Consider the following 19,632-nt stretch of genomic DNA (forward strand, 5'->3'; position numbering starts at 1 on the left):
TTAGATTACAACCGTATTATTTCTTCTTTTTACTTTACCGCACAGCAGATCTGCAATGTTCTTTGAAATCACATTATCCTCTGTAAGATTATCCAGCCAGAAAAATTCTCCCGCTGCATTAATTTCTATAAAATAATACTCATCTTCAGGGGAAACGATGATATCTATAGCACCGTAATCTACATGATAAAAATCCAGAAGCTTTGTGATTTTGGACTCAACATCTGCAGGAAGTGCAGTCTGTACCCATTTATCCAGTAAATTAACGCCGTCTTTTCTCCAGTCAACTTTTGCATCGTCTGACTGTTGAGAATCAATTTCAAAAGTATAAATGGATTCACCGACAACGGTTACCCTCAACTCTTTTTTCTTTTCAATTTTCTTCTGAAACTGCATCGGACAATAGATCAATGCATCCAACTGATCAAATCTGCTTTCATCAATCTCATTGGTAAACACCACATTTTCAACACCGTCTTCATAAATAGCAAAACCGGTCTGCATTTTTGTAATGACCTTCTTATTTTTGAGAATAAACTGTTTTGCTTCTTCAGCGTTGTTGGTAATACAGGTTTCGGGAATCTTAAACCCTATTTTTGAAGCGATTTTCAACTGCTCTTCTTTGCTGTCCAGCCGTCTGTAAACGCTTGGTTTCCCCAGAGAATAGCAGTCTAAAGATTCCAGGAACCCAAAAAGTGTATTCCTGATTTCTCCCATGGCAGCTCCGAAAAACTTCTGGTCCAGTTCTTCTTTCAGTCCGTTTCCTATGTTGTAAGCGCGCCTGTACCAGACGGTATAAATATCATCAAGACGGTATTTTCCTTCTTCATTTTCCAGGAAACTCACCCATGCTCCATCCTGGAAACTTGTGGTCAGCTTATTTTGTAATGGATATAGGTCGACATTGAAACGGATGACTTCAAAGCCATTTTTGTGGATATATTCCGTGACTTTGTCGATTGAAAAGTTGTCTGCTGTATGTGTTATTATTAATATTTTACTGTTCATTGGTCTGTATTCTTTTTAATAGATAATCGGCGATTCTTTCGGCGATCGGAAAGTGCAGTTCTTTCTGAAGCATTCCCCATTCTCCCTGTGGATTCACCTCCAGAAAATAATATTCCCTGTCTTTGCTTTTAATCATATCAATGGCTCCGAAACAGAGCCCCATCTGGCTCATCATCAGAGTCAGCTTTTTTTTAATTTCTTCCGGAAGCTCATAGGAAGACCAGAAATACCCCTCTTTCACCTCACGCCAGTCTGTGTTTTCACTGTTGTTGATTTTACCCGTAAAGAACACTCCGTCAATATACACGATTCTCAGTTCATATTCTTTTTCAATATAAGGCTGAAAAATCATGGGACAGTAAGCGATATCAGATAGATTCTGAATAGTACGGTCATCAATAACCGTGGTTGAAACCATATTTTCGCCGTTCATATTTCTCGACATAACGCCGTGAAGTTTTGCAATTGATTTTCCACTGCATTTTTCTTTTATAAATCTTAGAATTTCTTCCTGATCATTTGAAAATAGGGTTTCAGGAATCTTCAGACCGTTTTTTTCGGCAGACTGCAGCTGATACATTTTATTAAAATCAACCTTCCTTTCACTTTCATAAGGATTGATCCAAGGAAGATGTTCTAAAATGGTATAGATATTTGAGCGGAGGCTGTCATATTCACGATTGAAGATATTTCTATACTGCTCATCAAGATCGTCAGGAACTGTAACCTGCCATGATTTGCGGTGCCATACCGCGGTGATCCGCTCTGATGAAACAAAGTTTCCGGATTCGTCGGTAATGGTAAACGAGTTATGACTGATACTGATTTTCTGCCGGTGATTCAGCAGATCTGAATCCAGCCTGTAAAAGGGAATTTTTTTTGAATTCAGGTATTCAAAAAATAAATCAACCGTGTAATAATCCCGGGAATGGGTAATGCAGAGAATCATTCTGAGGTATTAAAAAAGGAAACTTAGAACTTAAGTTTCCTTCAATATGAATTGTTAATATGATCTAACCTATATTTTAAACGGTTGACTCATCACCATCAGACGGATATTTCATCGTCTGCTGTGTATCAAGCGTTGGTTTTGTAACCGTATCTTTTAACGGAGTCGTAGCTCCGAAACTGCTTGTACCTCCTTTTACTTCTTTAGAATCTTTCATTTGATTTTCTAAAAACGAAGCAAAAAATGGTTTTTTTAACTTTTTGTTGTCCATAACACATTTTTTTTACTGATTTGATAAATCTAAGGTACAAATTATTTATTATGTTATGAAAGAATATTCAATTTTATGATAAATTTAACTTATCAAAAAAAAAAGAAGTCAAGTCAGGAGATCTGCAGAAACTTTTTAACTTCGGCACTGAAATCTACAGGATTATCTGCCTGAACCCAATGCGCTGCATTTTTCACAGTAACAATCTGAGCCTTTGGAAACTGCTGCTTAATTGAAAACGCATCCTGCGGTAAAATATAATTTGATTTTTCTCCGGCAAGGAATAAAGTTTCACCTTCGAAAAAGCCAAATTTTACTGCATTTGAAACAAACTGATTGTATTTTTCGGATAATGTTTTCAAATTAAACCTCCAGTTAAGTCTTTTGGTATCGCCTGATTCTTCCCAATAAAGGTTTTTTGCCAGAAACTGAATCGTTGATTTTTCAGGAATGTAATCACTGAGTACTGCTTCCACCTCGTTTCTTGATTTCACAGTTTCAAAATCTACGGTCTCAAGCGCTTTTATAATTCCCTGATGATGCGGAGGATATGCTTTCGGAGATATATCGACTACAATCAGCTTTTCCACTTTTTCAGGATAGCTGAGTGCGAACTGCATGACAGCTTTCCCACCTAAAGAATGTCCTAAAACGTGTGCTTTTTCAATTCCGTGATGATCCATATAATGGGCAATATCGTCCGCCAGGTCATCATGAGACATTTCTCCGGAATGAAAACTTCTGCCATGGTTTCTCAGATCGATCAAATGAACGGGTATATATTCCCCCAGTTCTTTGCCGAAACTTCCCCAGTTATCAAGCATTCCAAACAGACCGTGAAATACTAACAGGGGTGTGGACGTAAGGTTTTCTCCGAATATTTTTGAATGTAAAATTTCCATATATTTTTATTTAGGGCCGGATGATGAAAGTTTAAAAATACGCCTGCAAACTTCCGGCTTTCAGTTTACCATTTAGCCAGTCTTTTCAGATACGCCTGTACCGTGTTTTCCATTCCCATATACAGTGCTTCAGAAACCAGTGCATGTCCGATAGAAACCTCCAGCAAATTCGGGATATGATCGGCAAAATATTTTATATTCTCCAGGCTCAGATCATGACCTGCATTGATTCCCAAACCAAAATCACCGGCTACAACTGCAGTATCGTAATACGCTTTGATGGCCTGTTCTTTATTTGTCAGGTAATCCTTCGCATACGCTTCGGTATACAGTTCGATTCTGTCAGCACCGGATTCTGCTGCGTATTCTACCAATTCCGGATCCGGGTCAAGGAAAACAGATGTTCTGATTCCTGCATTTTTGAATTCCGCAATAATCTCCTTCAGAAAATCAAGGTGTTTTCTGGTATCCCACCCTGCATTCGAAGTGATCGCATCATCTGCATCAGGAACCAAAGTTACCTGTTCAGGTTTTACCTTTACCACCATATCAATAAAATCCCTGTGCGGATTTCCTTCGATATTAAACTCAGTCGTTACCAGTGGTTTCAGGTCATACACATCTTTTCGGGTGATATGTCTTTCATCCGGTCTGGGATGAATGGTAATCCCATGGGCACCGAATTCCTGAATTTTAACTGCAGCTTCGGTAACACTTGGCGTTTCACCGCCTCTTGCATTTCTTATCGTTGCAATTTTATTAATGTTTACGCTTAGTTTTGTCATTTACTGATAAATTTTTGAAATACCGTTCTGATGGATAACACATTGAGTGGAAATTCTGCCAGCACATGGATCATACTCAGGATAAATAAAACCATCAAACCGGTTTGATAATTATAAAGGTACAAAGCTATTGATAAAATCCAAATTCCTGAAACCATTATCATTTTTTTAGGATGTAAAGTTTTAGCCCATCCTATCACTGAAGTTTTTGAAAACCAGTTCAGATAGTGATAAGTATAGGCAAAGGCAATGAAAATCTGTGCTTTGATGATAATTTCCGTACCTATTCCAGCGGTATTCCCAAACATGAAGACTAGCCATTCACTGATGATTTTAAAACCTGTAGAGTTGTAGATGTTCTGCGAATGAATACCCGATGCGGAAACCTGTTCCAAAGGAAGAAAATAAATCAGCAAAGGAACGGCTATTAACATCAGTATACCTGTGAGGCCTAACGGATGGGGCGATTTCAAATATCCGGCAATCATGAAAAAAAGCGTAAATACATAAACATGGATGATGGTCGGCAGGAACAGTCCTAACATGATAATCAAATCCGGTTTCACAAAATACAGTATTCCCGGGAGCATGACAAACGCCAACAGGAATATTCCTGCCCGTTTGGAGTCTGACAAGACAATATAACTGAAACAGAGCGCAAAGAGTAAGGATAAAATCAGTCCTGCAACCAATGCTGTTATATGAAGGTAAAACAGATAACCATTCAGAAACAAAAGGATTGTAATTCCTGTAAAAAGAATAACAAATGGTAAGATCCTTTTTTTCTGAATAAAAAAATCTTTCTTATTCAGCCACTGTAATTCGGTAAGATAATGTAATGGTCCCAGTACTGCATAAGAAAACAAAAAGGTCTCAAAAAGCAAAAAACAGGCTGCTGCCAGTGAGATCAGTACCATCAGACAATTGATCATTTCAACTTTATTTAAAAAAGTGATTGGGAACAAAAAGTTTAATTTTAGAGATCAGTGACTGCGTTATTTCGGAAGGCCGATCTGCATGATCTGCAGGTCAAATTCTTTCGACGCCACCAAAAGGTGATCAAAAATATCAGCCTGGATCTGTTCAAATTTCTGCCATTTTGAGTCGTTGGCGAAACAGTATACTTCCATGGGGAGACCCTGCGTGGTAATCTCAAGCTGCCGGACCATGATCGGACTTTCCTTATCAATATCGGGGTCATTTTCAAGGTATTTCTGGGCATAGTACCTGAACACTCCGATATTGGTCAGCTGTCTTCCGTTGATGATCTTATCTTTATGTTGAATAGTTTCTTTTTCAAGATTGATCTCCGAAGTTTTTTCGATCAGGTAATCAGCGATGAGATTGATATCTTTCAACCTTTCAATCTCTTCATCATTTAAAAATTTAAAAGAATTGATATTAAAGAATACCGATTTTTTAATTCGACGGGTATTGGACTCTGACATGACCTGAAGATTCCTGATCTCGGTGGTCAGTAAATCATAAGTCGGTATGGAAGATATCGTTTTATCAAAATTGGAAATTTTAGTGGTCAGCAGATTGATCTCCAGAATATTTCCTTCGATACTGTATTTTGGTATTCCGATCCAGTCGCCGACTTTCAGACTTTTAGAAGTTGCCACGTGAAGACCTGTCACAAAACCGAGAATCGTATCCCTGAAAACAAGAACGAGAACTGCCGTAATAGCACCCAGACTGCCTAAAATGGTGCCTCCCTTGATGCCGAATACCGTGCAGATGCCAATCACGGTCAGAATAAATATTCCAAAGATTTTCACGGTTTCCGCAATAGCATTCAGCGCCATTATTTTATAAAAATCCTGTTTGATAATAAAATAGTTCCTGAACGTATTTATTGCTCTGAACAACATTCCGGCGATTACAAAAATAATGGAAATATTCACTATGATTTCCAGTAAAGTAAAGCTTTTGGGATGCCTGTAGAAAACAGATAAAAGAGCTGAACCGGCAAACGACAAAGCCCAGAGATGTACAATCGAATTGGTTATCCTTGACTGATAAATCGATTTGAAAACCGGATATTTTTCCTTATCAAAAAACCTTTTGAATATAAAATTAACAAGAATCTTTAAAACGATATCCAAGGTATAAATAAGACCTGCGAGGAAGATGAACTTAAGAACGATCTGGCACGGAAGCACGAGATCTGACGGAACATGATCTCTCACAAAATAATGAATCTGATCGCTTATATCCTGCAAAAAATCTTTAGTATCTTTTATTTCGTCTTTCATTGAAGCAAATTTATGGAATTTAGGAATGATTTTGGTTTATGATTCTAAAATTATCAGCAATTATCATCCCAAATCTGATATTTAAAAAGCATATTTTTCTTAACCTGTATTGTATTCAAAAAAAATGGACACCACTTTAATCAGCATCATTTCCATCATCCTATTGGTTTTAGGAATTTTAGGAACATTTCTCCCTGTACTGCCGGGACTTGTTTTAAGTTTAGGGGGCTTACTTATTTATAAATACGGTACAGATTCTGACATGCCGATGATTTATATCTGGGCTTTTGTAATTCTGACACTGGCGTCGGCGGTTTTAAATTATGTGATCCCCGCAAAAACCAACCGTAAATACGGGGGGACAAGCTGGGGAAGTATCGGATCGGTAATCGGAACAATTGTAGGGGTTTTCCTGCCTATTCCTTTAGGTTTTCTGGTTGGAATGTTTGCAGGGGTTTTTATCGGAGAATTGCTTCATGACAGTAAAGACATGAAAAAAGCGCTCCGCTCGACAAAAGGCGCCTTCATCGGATTTATTTACGGTACAGGTTTCAGCCTTGTCGTAGGTCTGGCCATGTTATTTGTTGTAATTTTAGATATGATTAATTTTATATAAAAAAATATGTTCTGCAAAATTATAATTTCAAGTTTTGCCCTGTTGTTTTTAACAAACTGCAATGCGCAAAAGGAAACAAAAAATCCTGAAAAAATGGTTACTAAAGATAAAGTAGGTAAGAATTTGGAAGGGAAGATCATCTATTTCAACCAGGGAGAAAACAAATTCCTGAAAGAATACGAAATGAATGTTACATTTAAGAATATTGCTGAAGACAGCCGCTGTCCTGAAGGAGTTACCTGTGTATGGCAGGGTGCTGCGGTTGCCAATATCGAACTGATGGGCATCGCAACCCGACCGATGACGATTCCTCTGGCAACGACGGAAAATGCCGGCAGAAACTACCATACATCCACAGTGTTCAACGGTTATACCATTTCACTCGTAGAAGTAACTCCTGCTCCTGCTTCCGGGGAGGGTGCCAAAACACTGGCAGGAAAATACCGGATCGGAATTATTATCAGCAGAAACGGAGTAAATTCATCTACCACCCGATAGCTTTCTTTCCTTTTGAAACTAAATATTCATTGATTTTTGAGAATGGCCTGCTACCGAAAAACCCTTTATGAACAGAGAAAGGGGATGGATGGGCTGATTTTAATATAAAATGCTTTGCCGGATTGATCAATTCGACTTTTTTCTGTGCAAAAGCGCCCCACAGCACAAAAACCACATTTTCTTTCTTATTTGAAATTTCTTTAATAATAAAATCGGTAAACTTTTCCCAACCCAAATCTTTATGCGAGTTGGGAGCGTGCGCACGGACGGTCAGCGTTGCATTAAGCATTAAGACCCCCTGCTTTCCCCAATCATCCAGTTCTTTTGAAGTTCTTTCGATACCGAGGTCATTTTTAAGTTCGATAAAAATATTTTTAAGCGACGGCGGTGCCGTCACCTGTTCAGAAACAGAAAAACAAAGACCGTTGGCCTGAAAATCATTATGATACGGGTCCTGTCCGATGATCACCACTTCCACCTCATCGAAAGGCGTGATTTCCAGTGCACGGAAAATCTGATTCTTTGGAGGGAAAACTTTTGTTGAGGCGTATTCCTGTTTTACTTTTTCCCAGAGCTGGGTAAAGTAAGGGGTCGTTTTTATCGGGGCTAAAATATCGGTCCAGGTCATAAATTTGATTTAATAATTTTATACAGGCTTAATGAATTGCTTTGAATTCTAAATATCGGTCTTTTCCAAATGTCAGATAAAATAATGCCAAAAAAGGGATTTTTTACATTCAGATTAAACTGCAGAATTTTATTTTGATTTTTAAATCAGCAGGATTGGAACGGCACCAGTCAATTTCAGCTCTTAACCCGTATTGTCTATTGTCCTTCCTCAATTTCAAATTCTTTAGATTTACCTTCATGAAGATCTTCTGTCTTTTTCTCATTCAGATAGATTCCTATTGTTCTCCAACAGTTTGAAAATTCTGAAGAACGGTTAATGATTATTTTTTTCATTTTTTACTGTAATAATTTCAAAAATTGAATATCGAATTTCCCTGACGAACAAAATTAAGATTCTTTCTTCAGACTAAAAATAATATTGTCCGGAAATCCCTGATCACTCCTGCCCTCCTTCACAACAAAATTATTTTTTAAAAGAAGTCCTTTTGAATTTTCATTAGATTTATGGGTAAAAGCGAATATCTCCTTTAAATTTAATTCCTTAAAACCATACGCTGTAACTGCCTTCAAAGCTTCTGACATCAATCCTTCCCGGTGAAATTCAGGCAGCAGTTCATAACCTATTTCTGCTTCTTTTCTGTCATCGGAAAACTTCCAGAGGCAAATGGTTCCGATCAGGCGGGAATGATCTTTAGAGGTAATGCCAAAAAAAACAGTTTCTCTTTTTTCTGTCCTCTTTTTGATGGTCATAATAAAATCCAGCGCATCATAATTGGTTTTGGGAGGAATTCTTTGTACAAACCTGTTGATGACTGCGTTGCTACGGATTTTTAAAATATCATCAATGTGACTCTCATTAATAGGTTTTAAATGCAATCTTTCGGTTTCCAGTTTCATTATCCAAATATAATCATAAAAAAATCTCCCGATAGATAAGACCTTTTCAGTTTTAGGTTTCTTAATTCATAACCGGACTTTGCCATTTAATTTCATTGCTTATCCGGTCTGTTTTATGCTCTGAATAAAAATAACATTTTTTAATTCTCAAATTAATTCATTTCCAAATTAATTATCTTTGCACTGTGTATATAAACAAAGCAGATTTAAACGAATTGGAATTTCCGGCATTGCTTTCGGAAATTGCCCCTTTTGCCTATTCTCCTAAAACGAGGGAGAAAATTCTTGAGCTCCGTCCGATGAAGATCGATGAGGCAGAATTGTCGCTGAAAAAAACTTCAGAATACCTCTCGAGTTTTGAAAGTTCAAATGCAATTCCTTTCGATGAATATGAAGATATCGAAAGCGAACTGAAACTGATGCTGATCGAAAATTACCGCCTTGAAAACAGTGCTTTCATCAAGATAAAAACAATAACCGAGCAGATCGGAAAACTGCAGAAGTTTTTCCCGACCATGCCGGATACCTTTCCGAACCTGATGCAGGAAGCTTCGGTCCTGGAATTCAAAAAAGAAATCATTGACAAGGTTGATAAAGTGTTCAACCGTTTCGGAGAAGTAAAAAGTGAAGCATCCCCGATTCTGAAAACGTTACGGGCTGAAATCCAGGTGGCTAAAAAAGCCATTCAGGAAAATTTTAACCGCGTACTGTTCAATTACAGCCAAAGTGATTTCCTGGATGATATCCGGGAAAGCATTATCGAAGACCAAAGGGTTCTGGCTGTGAAATCTGCATATAAAAAAAGAGTCCCGGGAAGAGTGTTAGGACTTTCGAAAACCGGCTCTATTACTTTTATCCAGCCCGACAGTGTTGTTAAGCATTATTTCAAACTCCGCGAGGATCAGGAAGAGGAAAAGAAAGAAATTGATAAAATCCTGAGACAGCTGACTGCTGAACTTTCTGTTTTTCAGCCGCAGCTGTGGAGGTACCAGGTGTATATTTTTGACCTCGACCTTACAAGGGCGAAAGCGAAGTTTGGTGAACTTGTCAATGGGATCCTGCCTAAGATCAACCGACATAAGACCCTGAGGCTGAAAGACGCCTACCATCCGCTGCTATGGCTCAGAAACAAAGCTGAAAACAAAACCATCTTCCCACAGTCACTAAGCCTGACAGAGCACAACAGGATCATCTGTATCTCCGGACCGAATGCGGGTGGAAAATCGATTACGTTAAAAACAGTCGGACTGCTTCAGCTGATGATCCAGAGCGGAATTCTGGTTCCGGTTCATCCTAAATCGGAAATGTTTTTCTTTGAAAAGATCATGACGGATATCGGGGATAATCAGTCAATTGAAAATCATCTTTCTACCTATTCTTCACGACTCAAGAAAATGGGCGGAATCATCCGCGAATCGAATCCCGATACGCTTTTACTCATTGACGAGTTCGGAACGGGTTCAGACCCTGAACTGGGAGGTGCACTCGCAGAAAGTTTCCTGGAGTTCTTCTACGATAAAAAAAGTTTTGCGATCATTACAACGCATTACACCAACATCAAACTTGTGATTGAGGGACTGCCAAATGCTGAAAATGCAGCGATGCTTTTTGATGAAGAAACCCTGGAACCGATGTATAAACTGGAAGTCGGACAGGCCGGGAGCTCATTCACCTTTGAAGTAGCGGAAAAGAACAAGATACCGAGGTTTATCATTCACTCCGCAAAGAAAAAAGTAGAGCATGATATTGTGAATTTAGATAAAACCATCGTGAAACTTCAGCAGGAAAAATTTGAGGTTGAAAAACTGAAAACCGATCTTGCAGAAAGAAAAGGTTCTGTGGAGGACAAACGGGATAATCTTCAGAAACTGAATGAGCAGCTGCAGCAAAAGCTTTTCAACTTCCAGAAACTGTATGAAGATGAGCACCGCAAGCTTCAGTTCGGAAATAAGATCGAATCTTTCATCGACAGCTACATCAAAGGAAAATCCAGAAAAGACGTTGTCAAAGATTTCGTAAAAATCCTGGAACAGGAAAAATTCAGAAAAATCGGAGCGAATAAGGATGAAACGAAACGCCTTCAGGTCGTGAAAAGAAAGATCACGCAGCAGCTGAAAAAAGAGGATGTTATCGAAAAAATAAGTGAGACCAACGATAAGATCGAAGAAAAGCGTAAAACGGACCGTGCGGTATGGATGAAAATCGGTCAGCGGGTAAGAATTACCGGAAGCACCAGCGTCGGAACCATAGAAACGATTTCTAAAAACAAGGTGACGGTCAATTACGGAAGTTTCAAGACGGTGATCAGTGCTGAGGAGCTGGAAAGAATTTAGTGAAGATGATAACGGTAAAAACCCACATCACATTGAAGGATTTTGTAAACTTCAATATAAAAAGTTCTTTGCCCCGCATCATTCTTTTTTCCCTGCTCATCATCCTGCTTTTTGTTATGAATTTTTATAATGCGGAAAATGACAGGAGGGAAATTTTGAGATCGGCAGCCCTATGGTTTCCTGTTATCATTATTTTTATAATTATCCGTTCTTACTTTCGGCTGAAAAATTCATTTTATTCGAACGCAAAAATTCAGGAGGAGATTATCTATATTTTTTTTGATGAAAAAGTACAGACCAAAGGGGAAACTTTCGAAGAAGATTTTACGTGGGCCACAGTATACAAAATTAAAGAGACTAAAGACTGGTTTTTGATCTATCAGAGTAAATTCACGATGAATATGGTGATGAAAAAGAATTTTACAAGCAACCAGATTGCAGAGTTTCGACAAATCATCGTAAACAACGGGGTAAAAGCAAATCTCAGGAAAGACTGATCATAAAAATAGATATTTCTGTGAATCACTGCTCGTTTTTCACTTAATCATTTCAATGATTTTGGGTCGTGTTATCTTCATTTTATCCCAATCCGAACAGGGCAATAAAGGCAAAACCAGAGGGGGCGAAAATGTTTTTTTTGAAATTAATGTATTATTAATTTTGACTTATCAAAAAAATCCCTATATTTGCACCCACAAAAAACAAGGTAAAACTTGTAAAAGATGACCTTTTAATCGGGGCGTAGCGTAGTCCGGTCATCGCGCCTGGTTTGGGACCAGGAGGTCGCAGGTTCGAATCCTGCCGCCCCGACTGTTTTCGTAATTTTCTCAAAATTACCAATGGGTGCGTAGCTCAGCTGGATAGAGCATCTGCCTTCTAAGCAGACGGTCAAAGGTTCGAATCCTTTCGCGCTCACATAAAACCACAATTTTAATTGTGGTTTTTTTGTTTTTAGGTGGTTTGAGATTGAGTGGATGTTTTATGGATCAATATCTCAAACGGAAATCAAAGAATCTCGGATTATTTTATAAAAATTCAAATGCTCCTACTCTTTTAAAAAATTCTAACAAACTTTACTTCTACATTATAAGATTCAAAAATTTCTTTAACTGTACGAAGCATTTAAAAATATATTAATTAGTTATTGGATATTTCACTGTTCATCCGCATGGGCGAATGTTTGATACATATTTATCGTATAGAATTAGAATCTTTCAATATTCCCTCTAATTCTGTGTATATCAAAGCCGTCTGTGTTTTTCTTTTCTTCCTTCTGGTAATTCAATATAGAGTCAATTTCCTTCGAAAGTATATTTTGCAGATATCTACTTGCTCTGCAGTTAGATATCTGGTACGAGTCCTGATGATGTCATTAGGATTATTTTTAAATTTTTCATTACTAACATTCTGATCTGACATATCAGTAAGTAATGTTCTAAAAATAGCTCTTTTAGATTTGGTCAAGATAATTAACTTCGTTTCAATCGTACCAAACGAGTACTAAAGGAATATCATTGTAATTCTGCTCATTCAGAAAAAAACAAAAATGATCTCCACAAACGCTTTGAGCCGAAGGTATAAACTGAAACTCGGACTTACTTTGCCGGTAGATCTTTTATTGCATCATAAACAGCTTGCACATCTAGAACTTCAAAGCCCCAACAATGTAATAAAAGCGCTGGATTTGCTTTGATCCGGAAAAAAAATAATGCACAAAACTTATTTAAGTATTCTTAAGTTCATATATTTTTGGTTATTCGTCTTCCTTTTTTGATTTATATTTTATTTTTGTTTAACACTTATAAATTATATTATAACATGAAAAAACTATTATTTATCATTGCCCTAGGTGTAGCTGGTTTAGCAAGTGCTAAAGAAAATTTAGAAAATATAAATTCTAAAGAAAAGAAAATTAATGCTATCAAAAATGTTAGTAAAAGTAAGAAAGTGAAAACACAATGTGGTGTTTTTCACGCATCTTGTACATCTGCATATACATGTCAGGATTGGACTGAATCTCAATGGTTACACTGGATGGAACAGATTCAAGAAAATTACTGTCAACTTTGGTAACGACCTTAAATTTATTAATTATCAATAAAAACCGTCCAAATAAATATTTATTTGGACGATTTTTCAATTTTATAAAATAAACATATGAATTTTGTAAAAACACAAATCTTAACAATTATATTTTCATTCCTTTTCTTTGTTTCATTTTCTCAAACACCTAAAAACGATTCGTTACGAGGTGAGTTTACTTATTTACTTCAGTACAGACCTCACAATTTAGATAAAAATCATGTGTATAAAGAACTTTTTTCATTGCAAATAAGTGATAAAAGTGCTTATTTTATCAGTGAGAATAGATTGAAATTTGATTCTATTTTCGCAGCGCAATTTAACAATAGAAAGAACGATGCTTTTAATATTGATATGAGGGCCTTACCATCATCAAAATTTAAATTTTTAATTATACAAACAAATGATCGTTCACAATTTTATGAGGCAGCGGGAATGACTCTACTATCATATAGTAATCCTGTAATCGATAATTGGAAACTTGTTGATGAAACAAAAATAATTAATTCCATTGTTTGTAAAAAAGCCGAGGTTAATTATAAAGGAAGGGAATGGACTGCCTGGTACTCAACCGAAATTCCTTTTCCTTATGGTCCCTATAAATTTAGCGGGTTGCCTGGCTTAATTGTAAAAATAATTGATAAAACAGGACATTATGATTTTGAATTAGTAAAATCAGTATCAAGCTCTAATTTGAAAGGAAAACTGGTAAAAATGAATAAGGCACGATACCATAATGCTAAATCAGTTACAAAAAAAGAACTGGCTCAAGCAATAGAAAGTGCTAAAGAAAATAGTAAGTATGAATTAGAACGAACAGGGACTGTATTTTCAGATAATCAAAAAACACAAAAGATAATAGAAACAGAAAAAAAAGGATATAATCCTATTGAATTAGAGGATTAACAATTCTATCGTTTTTTTTGAGACTTAGTATTATGTACTAACTTTTCGTTTATTGCAGAAGTCCGGAATTTTTAGAAGTAGAACAGAAAGTTCAGCCTTTCACAAATGCTCAATCTACGCCGTTCAAATTGGAATTTGGATTTTGAAAATGCCTTCAGTTTTTATTTACTAGGAGGTGGAGGTCCAACTTTTGCTGCTGATTTATAGCCAGATAATTGTTCTGGTGTTCCTATAATCTTGACATCATTATCAATATATAGTATATTCATTTTAAGATTTTGATTTTTCGTTATATCAAGTGTCTTTATGTTATTATTGTCAATAGTAATTTGTATCAAGTCGAGATTATTAGATAAGTCAAGATTTTCTAATTTATTATTATCAATAGTCAAATATCTTAATTTTTTAAATTGACTTAAGTCAATTTTTTTTATTTGATTATCCATCATATTTAAAGATACAATATTAGGACAGTTTTTAATTTTAACTGTTGTTAATTGGTTTAAACCACAAGCGAATTCATTTAATAGGGGTAGATTATTAATTTCAAGTGTATTCAACTTATTTCTTGCAATATATAATTTTTCTAATTTAAAAAAATCCTTAATTATAAATTCTTTAATATTGTTGATTGTAAGGGATAAAAAAGTCAAGTTTTTGAAATACCGTACATCATTTGCATTTGTTAAGTTTGTTTCCATTAAGCTTAGTTTTTGCAGACTTTCAGCTTCATTTTGTTCAATATGATTGTTTTTGTTTAAGTCAATTTCTGGATATTTTGCTAAAACTATTTTTTCAAGTTCTGAATTCTCAAATTTCAAATTTTGAGCGGAACATATCGCTGTAGCGAGTAAAAAAACGGTTGATATAATTTTCATAAGTATCAATTCTAGATTGTATTGCTTGAAATTTCAGGTATTATTCAAATTTACGAAATTTTACAAATCATTTTCTCATCGTTTTTTGAGACTTGATAACTTTAAAAGATATAAAACGGCTTAATAAATTACTGAATGTCTGGTGTGATGTATTCATTAGATTTAAATGTCCAAAAAAACAGATTCTACCTTATCGCTGACAGATACTTATTTCCGTATTTTGAATTTTCTCTGTATTGGTATCAGTACATACAAAATCAAAGGCCTCCTGTAGGAAGCCTTCGAACACCAAATCACAAAATATTAATATGAAAAAATTTACTTATAAAGCTGTTGCAGTATAAGTTACTGTTTGAGTATAAGTTCCGGCCGGTTTACCTAAAATGTCAGAAGATGATGATTTCGCCGCTGGAATTGTGTAATCCAGATTAAGAGTTAATGCGCTTCCAAGCGGAGCATTTGATACTAAAGTCTGATCAGTAGCAGATAAAACAACAGCGCTTTTTGTTCCTCCCATGGTTCCTGCAGCTGTAGCGGCCTTGATGGTCAGAACATTAACAGGGATTAAGTTGGTTCCGTTCATGAAATTCGCACCGCCTGCCTTTACTTTTACATTAAAGTTCTTCGTTGAAGTCACTTTTAAAGAGTTGGCTTTAGTAATTGTCTGATCAGAGTTGTAATCCGCTGCAGTAGCATAGTTAAAGTCAACCGTATTACCAATGGCAGTACTTCCCGCATCAATAGAGATGACATCGTTCAGGGTAATGTTTACCGTTGTGGTTGCGGTAGTATTCTGAGCATGAACATTGTTAGTTCCCAAGATGAAGGCTCCGATGGTTAAGGCTGCGATTGCTATTTGTTTTGTCATGATCGTATTGTTTAATTTTTATTCCTGTTTAATTGTTCTCTTTTGAACACTACAAATCTACGGCAGCAATAAAAGTTTTTTTGTAGTGAAAAATGGAAGTTCGTGTAGTAAAATAACTACACGTATTAGTTAATAGAAAGGCCCTCAACACTTTTACGTGTTGAGGGCGCATATAAAAAATAGCAATTCAATAAACCAAAGACTTCTGCAATTTTGTAGAAGTCCTTTTTTTAACATGATTTTCTTTTCGGAATATATGTTGGTGACCTTTTTAGTATTATTAGTCGTTTTTTGAGACTTTATTAACTGTAAATGTACTATTTTCCCAAATCTCATCAAACCCTGTTACAAAGAATGAAAGAAGATATGAGATTTTATAAAAATATTGCTGTGTTTATTGATAAAATTTCTCTCAATATAAATTTTATAATAGAGCACGAAACGTAAAACATGTTTTATTTTCGTCTGAAGTAACAGATAGTAAGCCGTGATGTGCGTTTGCTATTTCTGATGAAATATATAACCCCAGTCCAAGACCATTTTGATTCGATTCAGTGCCTTCGCGGTGAAAAGGATTAAAAAGGTTTTTTACGGCTTCTTCCTGTATTTTTTGACCTCTGTTCGTAACTGAAATTTCCCAAAATTCATCATTAGCTTCGGCATCCAGAATGATAGGAGTATCAGATGACCCGTGAGTTATAGCATTAGCGAGAAGATTGGAAACCAGTTGTGAAATGCGCCCCGGATCACATTCTACTGAATGATTAATTTTAAAATGAGATTCTATAATTCTTTCCGGCCAGGAAACTTTTAATTCATTGCTTACTTCATTGAGCAGCTGTTCCAAATCAACGGTAACCGGATTAATTGAAATTCCACCTCCAAGCCTGCCACGAGCCAAATCCATAATATTGTTAATCATTTCATACATTCTTTTTGAGCTGGAATGTACTATGTTCATTAATTTTTTGTCGCGTTCGCTTAATTCAGATCTTGTCAGCAATTGTGCTGCACTCATAATACCTCCAAGCGGATTTCGAAGATCATGACCAAGTACTGCGATAAACTGCTCACGAATAACTGCCTGTTGCTGTTCAATATTTAAGTTTGTTTCGGCTAATTTTTTGGCCATCTGTAGGTTTTCTTCGTACAGACGTCTGTCCGTTGCCTTAAATAAAGTGAAACGTAAAAAAAGGGGTTTATTGTTTTCGTCTCTTCTTTCATACCCATTGATATAAACCGGGACCTTACCTTTTCCCGTATCAGTGAGTTCAACTGATACTTCGTCAAAATGTCCCTGTATGCGAAGTAGTGGCCACAGATGGGTTTCAAAATATATTCTGCCGCCTACTGAAAGTAAATCAGAAATACGTTTTCCAGTAAGCTGATCGGGGCTCTTGTTGAGCCAACGGGCTGCAGACGTATTGATTCTGGTGATTTTCCCGTTTCCATCAGCGATCACAAATCCGCATAATGAAGATTCGAAAAAGTCGTCAAAATCCTCTGAAAAATTATTCGATTGGCTATTAGTCATTTAAAAAAACTCTTATTGCTTCAATGGTTTCTTCGGGTGCACTGAGATTAGGGCAATGTCCTGTTGCATTCATAATGACCAATTGACTTCCGTTCATTTGCTTATGCATATAATGCCCAACTTCTACCGGAGCAATAACATCATTACTGCATTGGAGGATAAGAACAGGAACATCCAACTCACCTAAAATCTCACGTTTATCAGTTAAAAAAGTAGTGCGGGCAAAATGCTTAGCAATATCAGGATCGGTTTTACAGAAGCTGTTAGTTAATTCTTTTCCAAGTTCTTCTCGGTCAGGATTGCCCATAATTACGGGAGCCATCGTTGCTGACCATCCTAAATGGTTGTCGTTTAATGAATCAAGAAGCTCATCAATTTCAGATCTATTGAAACCTCCTACATAATTTTCGTCATTGATGTATGATGGTGAAGGTGCTACTAAAACTAACTTTGTGAAGAGTTCCGGGGCCATTTTTGCGGCAATGAGTCCCATTATTGAACTTACTGAATGTCCTACAAAAACTGCGTTGGAAATTTTTAGTTCTTTTGCTATTTCAACAATATCTTCAGCATAGCCTTCAAGCTGACTATACTTTTTAAAGGAATATGAGGAAAGATCTGAATTTCCGGCACCTACATGATCGAAAAGAACAGTAGTATAAAGATCCTCAAATGCAGGGGAGACATAACGCCACATATTTTGGTCACAGCCGAAACCATGAGCAAAGAAAATGACGTTTTCACCCTTTCCATTTATTGTAACATTATTCCTTTTAAGAATATTCATTAAAATCTAGTTTTTGCAAATTTATCAATTTTTAAAATGGAATGTAATAAATTTTTTGTAAATAAATTAATGACTATTAATTGTATTTGAAATATTTTTAATTTTTAACTAAAATCTCTTGAATCTTAGCAAGTAAATGGTCAATATCGAAAGGTTTTGAGATGAAATCGTCAGGCTGACAGATCTCATTAAATTGTTTCAGTTGGGCATGGGCGCTCATAACGATAACAGGAACATCTTTGTTATTGAAATCCTCTTTAAGTTCACTGCAAAGATCAATTCCAGATCCGTCAGGAAGCATAACATCAAATAAGTAGAGATCAGGATTTACTGTTAGATTTCTTTGCTTAAAGGCACGGGCAGTTGAAAAAGATTGTACCTCATAATTTTCCGACGAGAGTACGATCTCAAGGATTTCTCTAATTGCCTGATCGTCTTCGACCAAAAAAATCTTTCTCATATCCTTTATTAGCAATAATGAAACCAAATAAAACTATAATTTTGTAGTATTGCTTAAAGGCATTCAGTAATTTCATTTTTTCAAAAAATGAACTGATCGTTTTGTGAGACTTGATAACTTTTAAAAAGATATAAAAAGGCTTAATAAATTTACTGAATGTCTGGTGTGATGTATTACTTAGATTTAAAATTTCTAAAAACACAGGTTCTACCCTACCGCTGACAGATACTTTCTCCGTACCGGTATCGATACATACAAAATCAAAGGCCTCCTGTAGGAAGCCTTCGAACACCAAATCACAAAATATTAATATGAAAAAATTTACTTATAAAGCTGTTGCAGTATAAGTTACTGTTTGAGTATAAGTTCCGGCCGGTTTACCTAAAATATCCGAAGACGATGATTTCGCCGCTGGAATTGTGTAATCCAGATTAAGAGTTAATGCGCTTCCAAGCGGAGCATTTGATACTAAAGTCTGATCAGTAGCAGATAGAACAACAGCACTTTTTGTACCTCCCATGGTTCCGGCAGCTGTAGCGGCTTTGATGGTCAGAACATTGACAGGGATCAGGTTCGTTCCGTTCATGAAATTCGCACCGCCTGCTTTTACCTTAACATTAAAGTTCTTCGTTGAAGTCACTTTTAAAGAGTTGGCTTTGGTAATTGTCTGATCAGAGTTATAATCCGCTGCAGTAGCATAGTTAAAGTCAACCGTATTACCAATGGCAGTACTTCCCGCATCAATAGAGATAACATCATTCAGGGTAATGTTTACCGTTGTGGTTGCAGTAGTATTCTGAGCGTGAACATTATTCGTTCCAAAGATGAAGGCTCCGATGGTTAAGGCTGCGATTGCTATTTGTTTTATCATGATCGTATTATTTAATTTTTATTTTTATTTAATTGTTCTCTTTTGAACACTACAAATCTACGGCAGCAATAAAAGTTTCTTTGTAGTGGAAAATGGAAG

At 36.2% G+C, this 19,632-nt stretch carries 22 protein-coding genes and 2 tRNA genes; 8 read left to right on the forward strand and 16 right to left on the reverse strand.

Annotated features, from left to right (window positions below):
* The 7 genes from AC2A07_RS12610 to AC2A07_RS12640 form a co-directional block, all read right to left on the reverse strand.
* Nucleotides 1-1,008, reverse strand: a complete 1,008-nt coding sequence (locus AC2A07_RS12610) for an MvdC/MvdD family ATP grasp protein (protein WP_484050710.1) — start codon at nucleotides 1,006-1,008, stop codon at nucleotides 1-3.
* Nucleotides 998-1,957 carry an MvdC/MvdD family ATP grasp protein gene (locus AC2A07_RS12615; RefSeq protein ID WP_484050711.1) on the reverse strand — a complete coding sequence of 320 codons (960 nt, stop codon included), beginning with the start codon at nucleotides 1,955-1,957 and terminating at the stop codon, nucleotides 998-1,000. Before AC2A07_RS12615 ends, AC2A07_RS12610 begins: the two co-directional genes overlap by 11 nt.
* 76 nt (nucleotides 1,958-2,033) lie before the next feature.
* The gene (locus AC2A07_RS12620; RefSeq protein ID WP_314498143.1) at nucleotides 2,034-2,228 is read right to left on the reverse strand and encodes a microviridin/marinostatin family tricyclic proteinase inhibitor; all 195 of its coding nucleotides are present in this window, start codon (nucleotides 2,226-2,228) and stop codon (nucleotides 2,034-2,036) included.
* 113 nt (nucleotides 2,229-2,341) lie between these two features.
* A complete protein-coding gene (locus AC2A07_RS12625) occupies nucleotides 2,342-3,130 on the reverse strand; it encodes an alpha/beta fold hydrolase (RefSeq protein ID WP_484050712.1) in 789 nt (262 codons plus the stop codon).
* A gap of 65 nt (nucleotides 3,131-3,195) precedes the next feature.
* Complete coding sequence (locus AC2A07_RS12630; protein WP_484050713.1) at nucleotides 3,196-3,915, reverse strand: pyridoxine 5'-phosphate synthase; 720 nt, start codon at nucleotides 3,913-3,915, stop codon at nucleotides 3,196-3,198.
* Nucleotides 3,912-4,847, reverse strand: coding sequence for a hypothetical protein (locus AC2A07_RS12635; protein WP_484050714.1), 936 nt, complete (start codon nucleotides 4,845-4,847; stop codon nucleotides 3,912-3,914). The genes AC2A07_RS12630 and AC2A07_RS12635 overlap by 4 nt, the downstream gene beginning before the upstream one ends.
* 63 nt (nucleotides 4,848-4,910) lie before the next feature.
* Entirely contained in the window at nucleotides 4,911-6,173 is a 1,263-nt protein-coding gene (locus AC2A07_RS12640; protein WP_484050715.1) for a mechanosensitive ion channel family protein, read from the reverse strand.
* A gap of 124 nt (nucleotides 6,174-6,297) precedes the next feature.
* Here AC2A07_RS12640 and AC2A07_RS12645 point away from each other — a divergent pair, with 124 nt between their 5' ends.
* On the forward strand, nucleotides 6,298-6,789 hold the full coding sequence (locus AC2A07_RS12645; RefSeq protein ID WP_314498153.1) for a DUF456 family protein: 492 nt from the start codon (nucleotides 6,298-6,300) through the stop codon (nucleotides 6,787-6,789).
* 6 nt (nucleotides 6,790-6,795) lie between these two features.
* Nucleotides 6,796-7,287: a hypothetical protein gene (locus AC2A07_RS12650; protein ID WP_484050716.1), complete on the forward strand. Its 492-nt coding sequence runs from the start codon at nucleotides 6,796-6,798 to the stop codon at nucleotides 7,285-7,287.
* Here AC2A07_RS12650 and AC2A07_RS12655 read toward each other — a convergent pair.
* The 3 genes from AC2A07_RS12655 to AC2A07_RS12665 form a co-directional block, all read right to left on the reverse strand.
* Complete coding sequence (locus tag AC2A07_RS12655; RefSeq protein WP_484050717.1) at nucleotides 7,274-7,915, reverse strand: uracil-DNA glycosylase; 642 nt, start codon at nucleotides 7,913-7,915, stop codon at nucleotides 7,274-7,276. The genes AC2A07_RS12650 and AC2A07_RS12655 overlap by 14 nt on opposite strands.
* A gap of 197 nt (nucleotides 7,916-8,112) precedes the next feature.
* Nucleotides 8,113-8,250 carry a hypothetical protein gene (locus AC2A07_RS12660; RefSeq protein ID WP_484050718.1) on the reverse strand — a complete coding sequence of 46 codons (138 nt, stop codon included), beginning with the start codon at nucleotides 8,248-8,250 and terminating at the stop codon, nucleotides 8,113-8,115.
* A gap of 54 nt (nucleotides 8,251-8,304) precedes the next feature.
* Entirely contained in the window at nucleotides 8,305-8,814 is a 510-nt protein-coding gene (locus AC2A07_RS12665) for a GNAT family N-acetyltransferase (protein ID WP_484050719.1), read from the reverse strand.
* 185 nt (nucleotides 8,815-8,999) lie between these two features.
* Between AC2A07_RS12665 and AC2A07_RS12670 the strand changes: the two genes are divergently transcribed.
* The 6 genes from AC2A07_RS12670 to AC2A07_RS12695 all read left to right on the forward strand — a co-directional run bounded on the left by AC2A07_RS12670 (nucleotide 9,000) and on the right by AC2A07_RS12695 (nucleotide 14,135).
* Nucleotides 9,000-11,147, forward strand: a complete 2,148-nt coding sequence (locus AC2A07_RS12670) for an endonuclease MutS2 (RefSeq protein ID WP_484050720.1) — start codon at nucleotides 9,000-9,002, stop codon at nucleotides 11,145-11,147.
* A gap of 5 nt (nucleotides 11,148-11,152) precedes the next feature.
* The gene (locus tag AC2A07_RS12675; RefSeq protein WP_484050721.1) at nucleotides 11,153-11,644 is read left to right on the forward strand and encodes a YcxB family protein; all 492 of its coding nucleotides are present in this window, start codon (nucleotides 11,153-11,155) and stop codon (nucleotides 11,642-11,644) included.
* Nucleotides 11,645-11,882: 238 nt separating this feature from the next.
* Nucleotides 11,883-11,957: transfer RNA gene (locus AC2A07_RS12680), tRNA-Pro, on the forward strand.
* A 31-nt stretch (nucleotides 11,958-11,988) separates the two neighbouring features.
* Nucleotides 11,989-12,062: transfer RNA gene (locus AC2A07_RS12685), tRNA-Arg, on the forward strand.
* A gap of 903 nt (nucleotides 12,063-12,965) precedes the next feature.
* Nucleotides 12,966-13,220: a hypothetical protein gene (locus tag AC2A07_RS12690; RefSeq protein ID WP_484050722.1), complete on the forward strand. Its 255-nt coding sequence runs from the start codon at nucleotides 12,966-12,968 to the stop codon at nucleotides 13,218-13,220.
* An 84-nt stretch (nucleotides 13,221-13,304) separates the two neighbouring features.
* A complete protein-coding gene (locus tag AC2A07_RS12695) occupies nucleotides 13,305-14,135 on the forward strand; it encodes a GLPGLI family protein (RefSeq protein ID WP_484050723.1) in 831 nt (276 codons plus the stop codon).
* A 161-nt stretch (nucleotides 14,136-14,296) separates the two neighbouring features.
* On the opposite strand, the gene AC2A07_RS12700 is transcribed toward AC2A07_RS12695, so the two are convergent.
* The 6 genes from AC2A07_RS12700 to AC2A07_RS12725 form a co-directional block, all read right to left on the reverse strand.
* Entirely contained in the window at nucleotides 14,297-15,013 is a 717-nt protein-coding gene (locus AC2A07_RS12700; protein WP_484050724.1) for a leucine-rich repeat domain-containing protein, read from the reverse strand.
* A gap of 322 nt (nucleotides 15,014-15,335) precedes the next feature.
* Nucleotides 15,336-15,881, reverse strand: coding sequence for a peptidoglycan-binding protein LysM (locus AC2A07_RS12705; RefSeq protein WP_484050725.1), 546 nt, complete (start codon nucleotides 15,879-15,881; stop codon nucleotides 15,336-15,338).
* A gap of 424 nt (nucleotides 15,882-16,305) precedes the next feature.
* Nucleotides 16,306-17,415, reverse strand: coding sequence for a PAS domain-containing sensor histidine kinase (locus AC2A07_RS12710; RefSeq protein ID WP_484050726.1), 1,110 nt, complete (start codon nucleotides 17,413-17,415; stop codon nucleotides 16,306-16,308).
* Complete coding sequence (locus AC2A07_RS12715; protein ID WP_484050727.1) at nucleotides 17,408-18,202, reverse strand: alpha/beta fold hydrolase; 795 nt, start codon at nucleotides 18,200-18,202, stop codon at nucleotides 17,408-17,410. Before AC2A07_RS12715 ends, AC2A07_RS12710 begins: the two co-directional genes overlap by 8 nt.
* Before the next feature lie 97 nt (nucleotides 18,203-18,299).
* Nucleotides 18,300-18,662 (reverse strand): response regulator transcription factor, encoded by a 363-nt coding sequence (locus AC2A07_RS12720; protein WP_484050728.1) that lies wholly within the window; start codon nucleotides 18,660-18,662, stop codon nucleotides 18,300-18,302.
* Nucleotides 18,663-18,987: 325 nt separating this feature from the next.
* Nucleotides 18,988-19,533: a peptidoglycan-binding protein LysM gene (locus tag AC2A07_RS12725; protein WP_484050729.1), complete on the reverse strand. Its 546-nt coding sequence runs from the start codon at nucleotides 19,531-19,533 to the stop codon at nucleotides 18,988-18,990.
* Nucleotides 19,534-19,632: the final 99 nt, after the last annotated feature.

The sequence above is a fragment of the Chryseobacterium sp. HNCC26DJ238 genome, assembly GCF_057180465.1.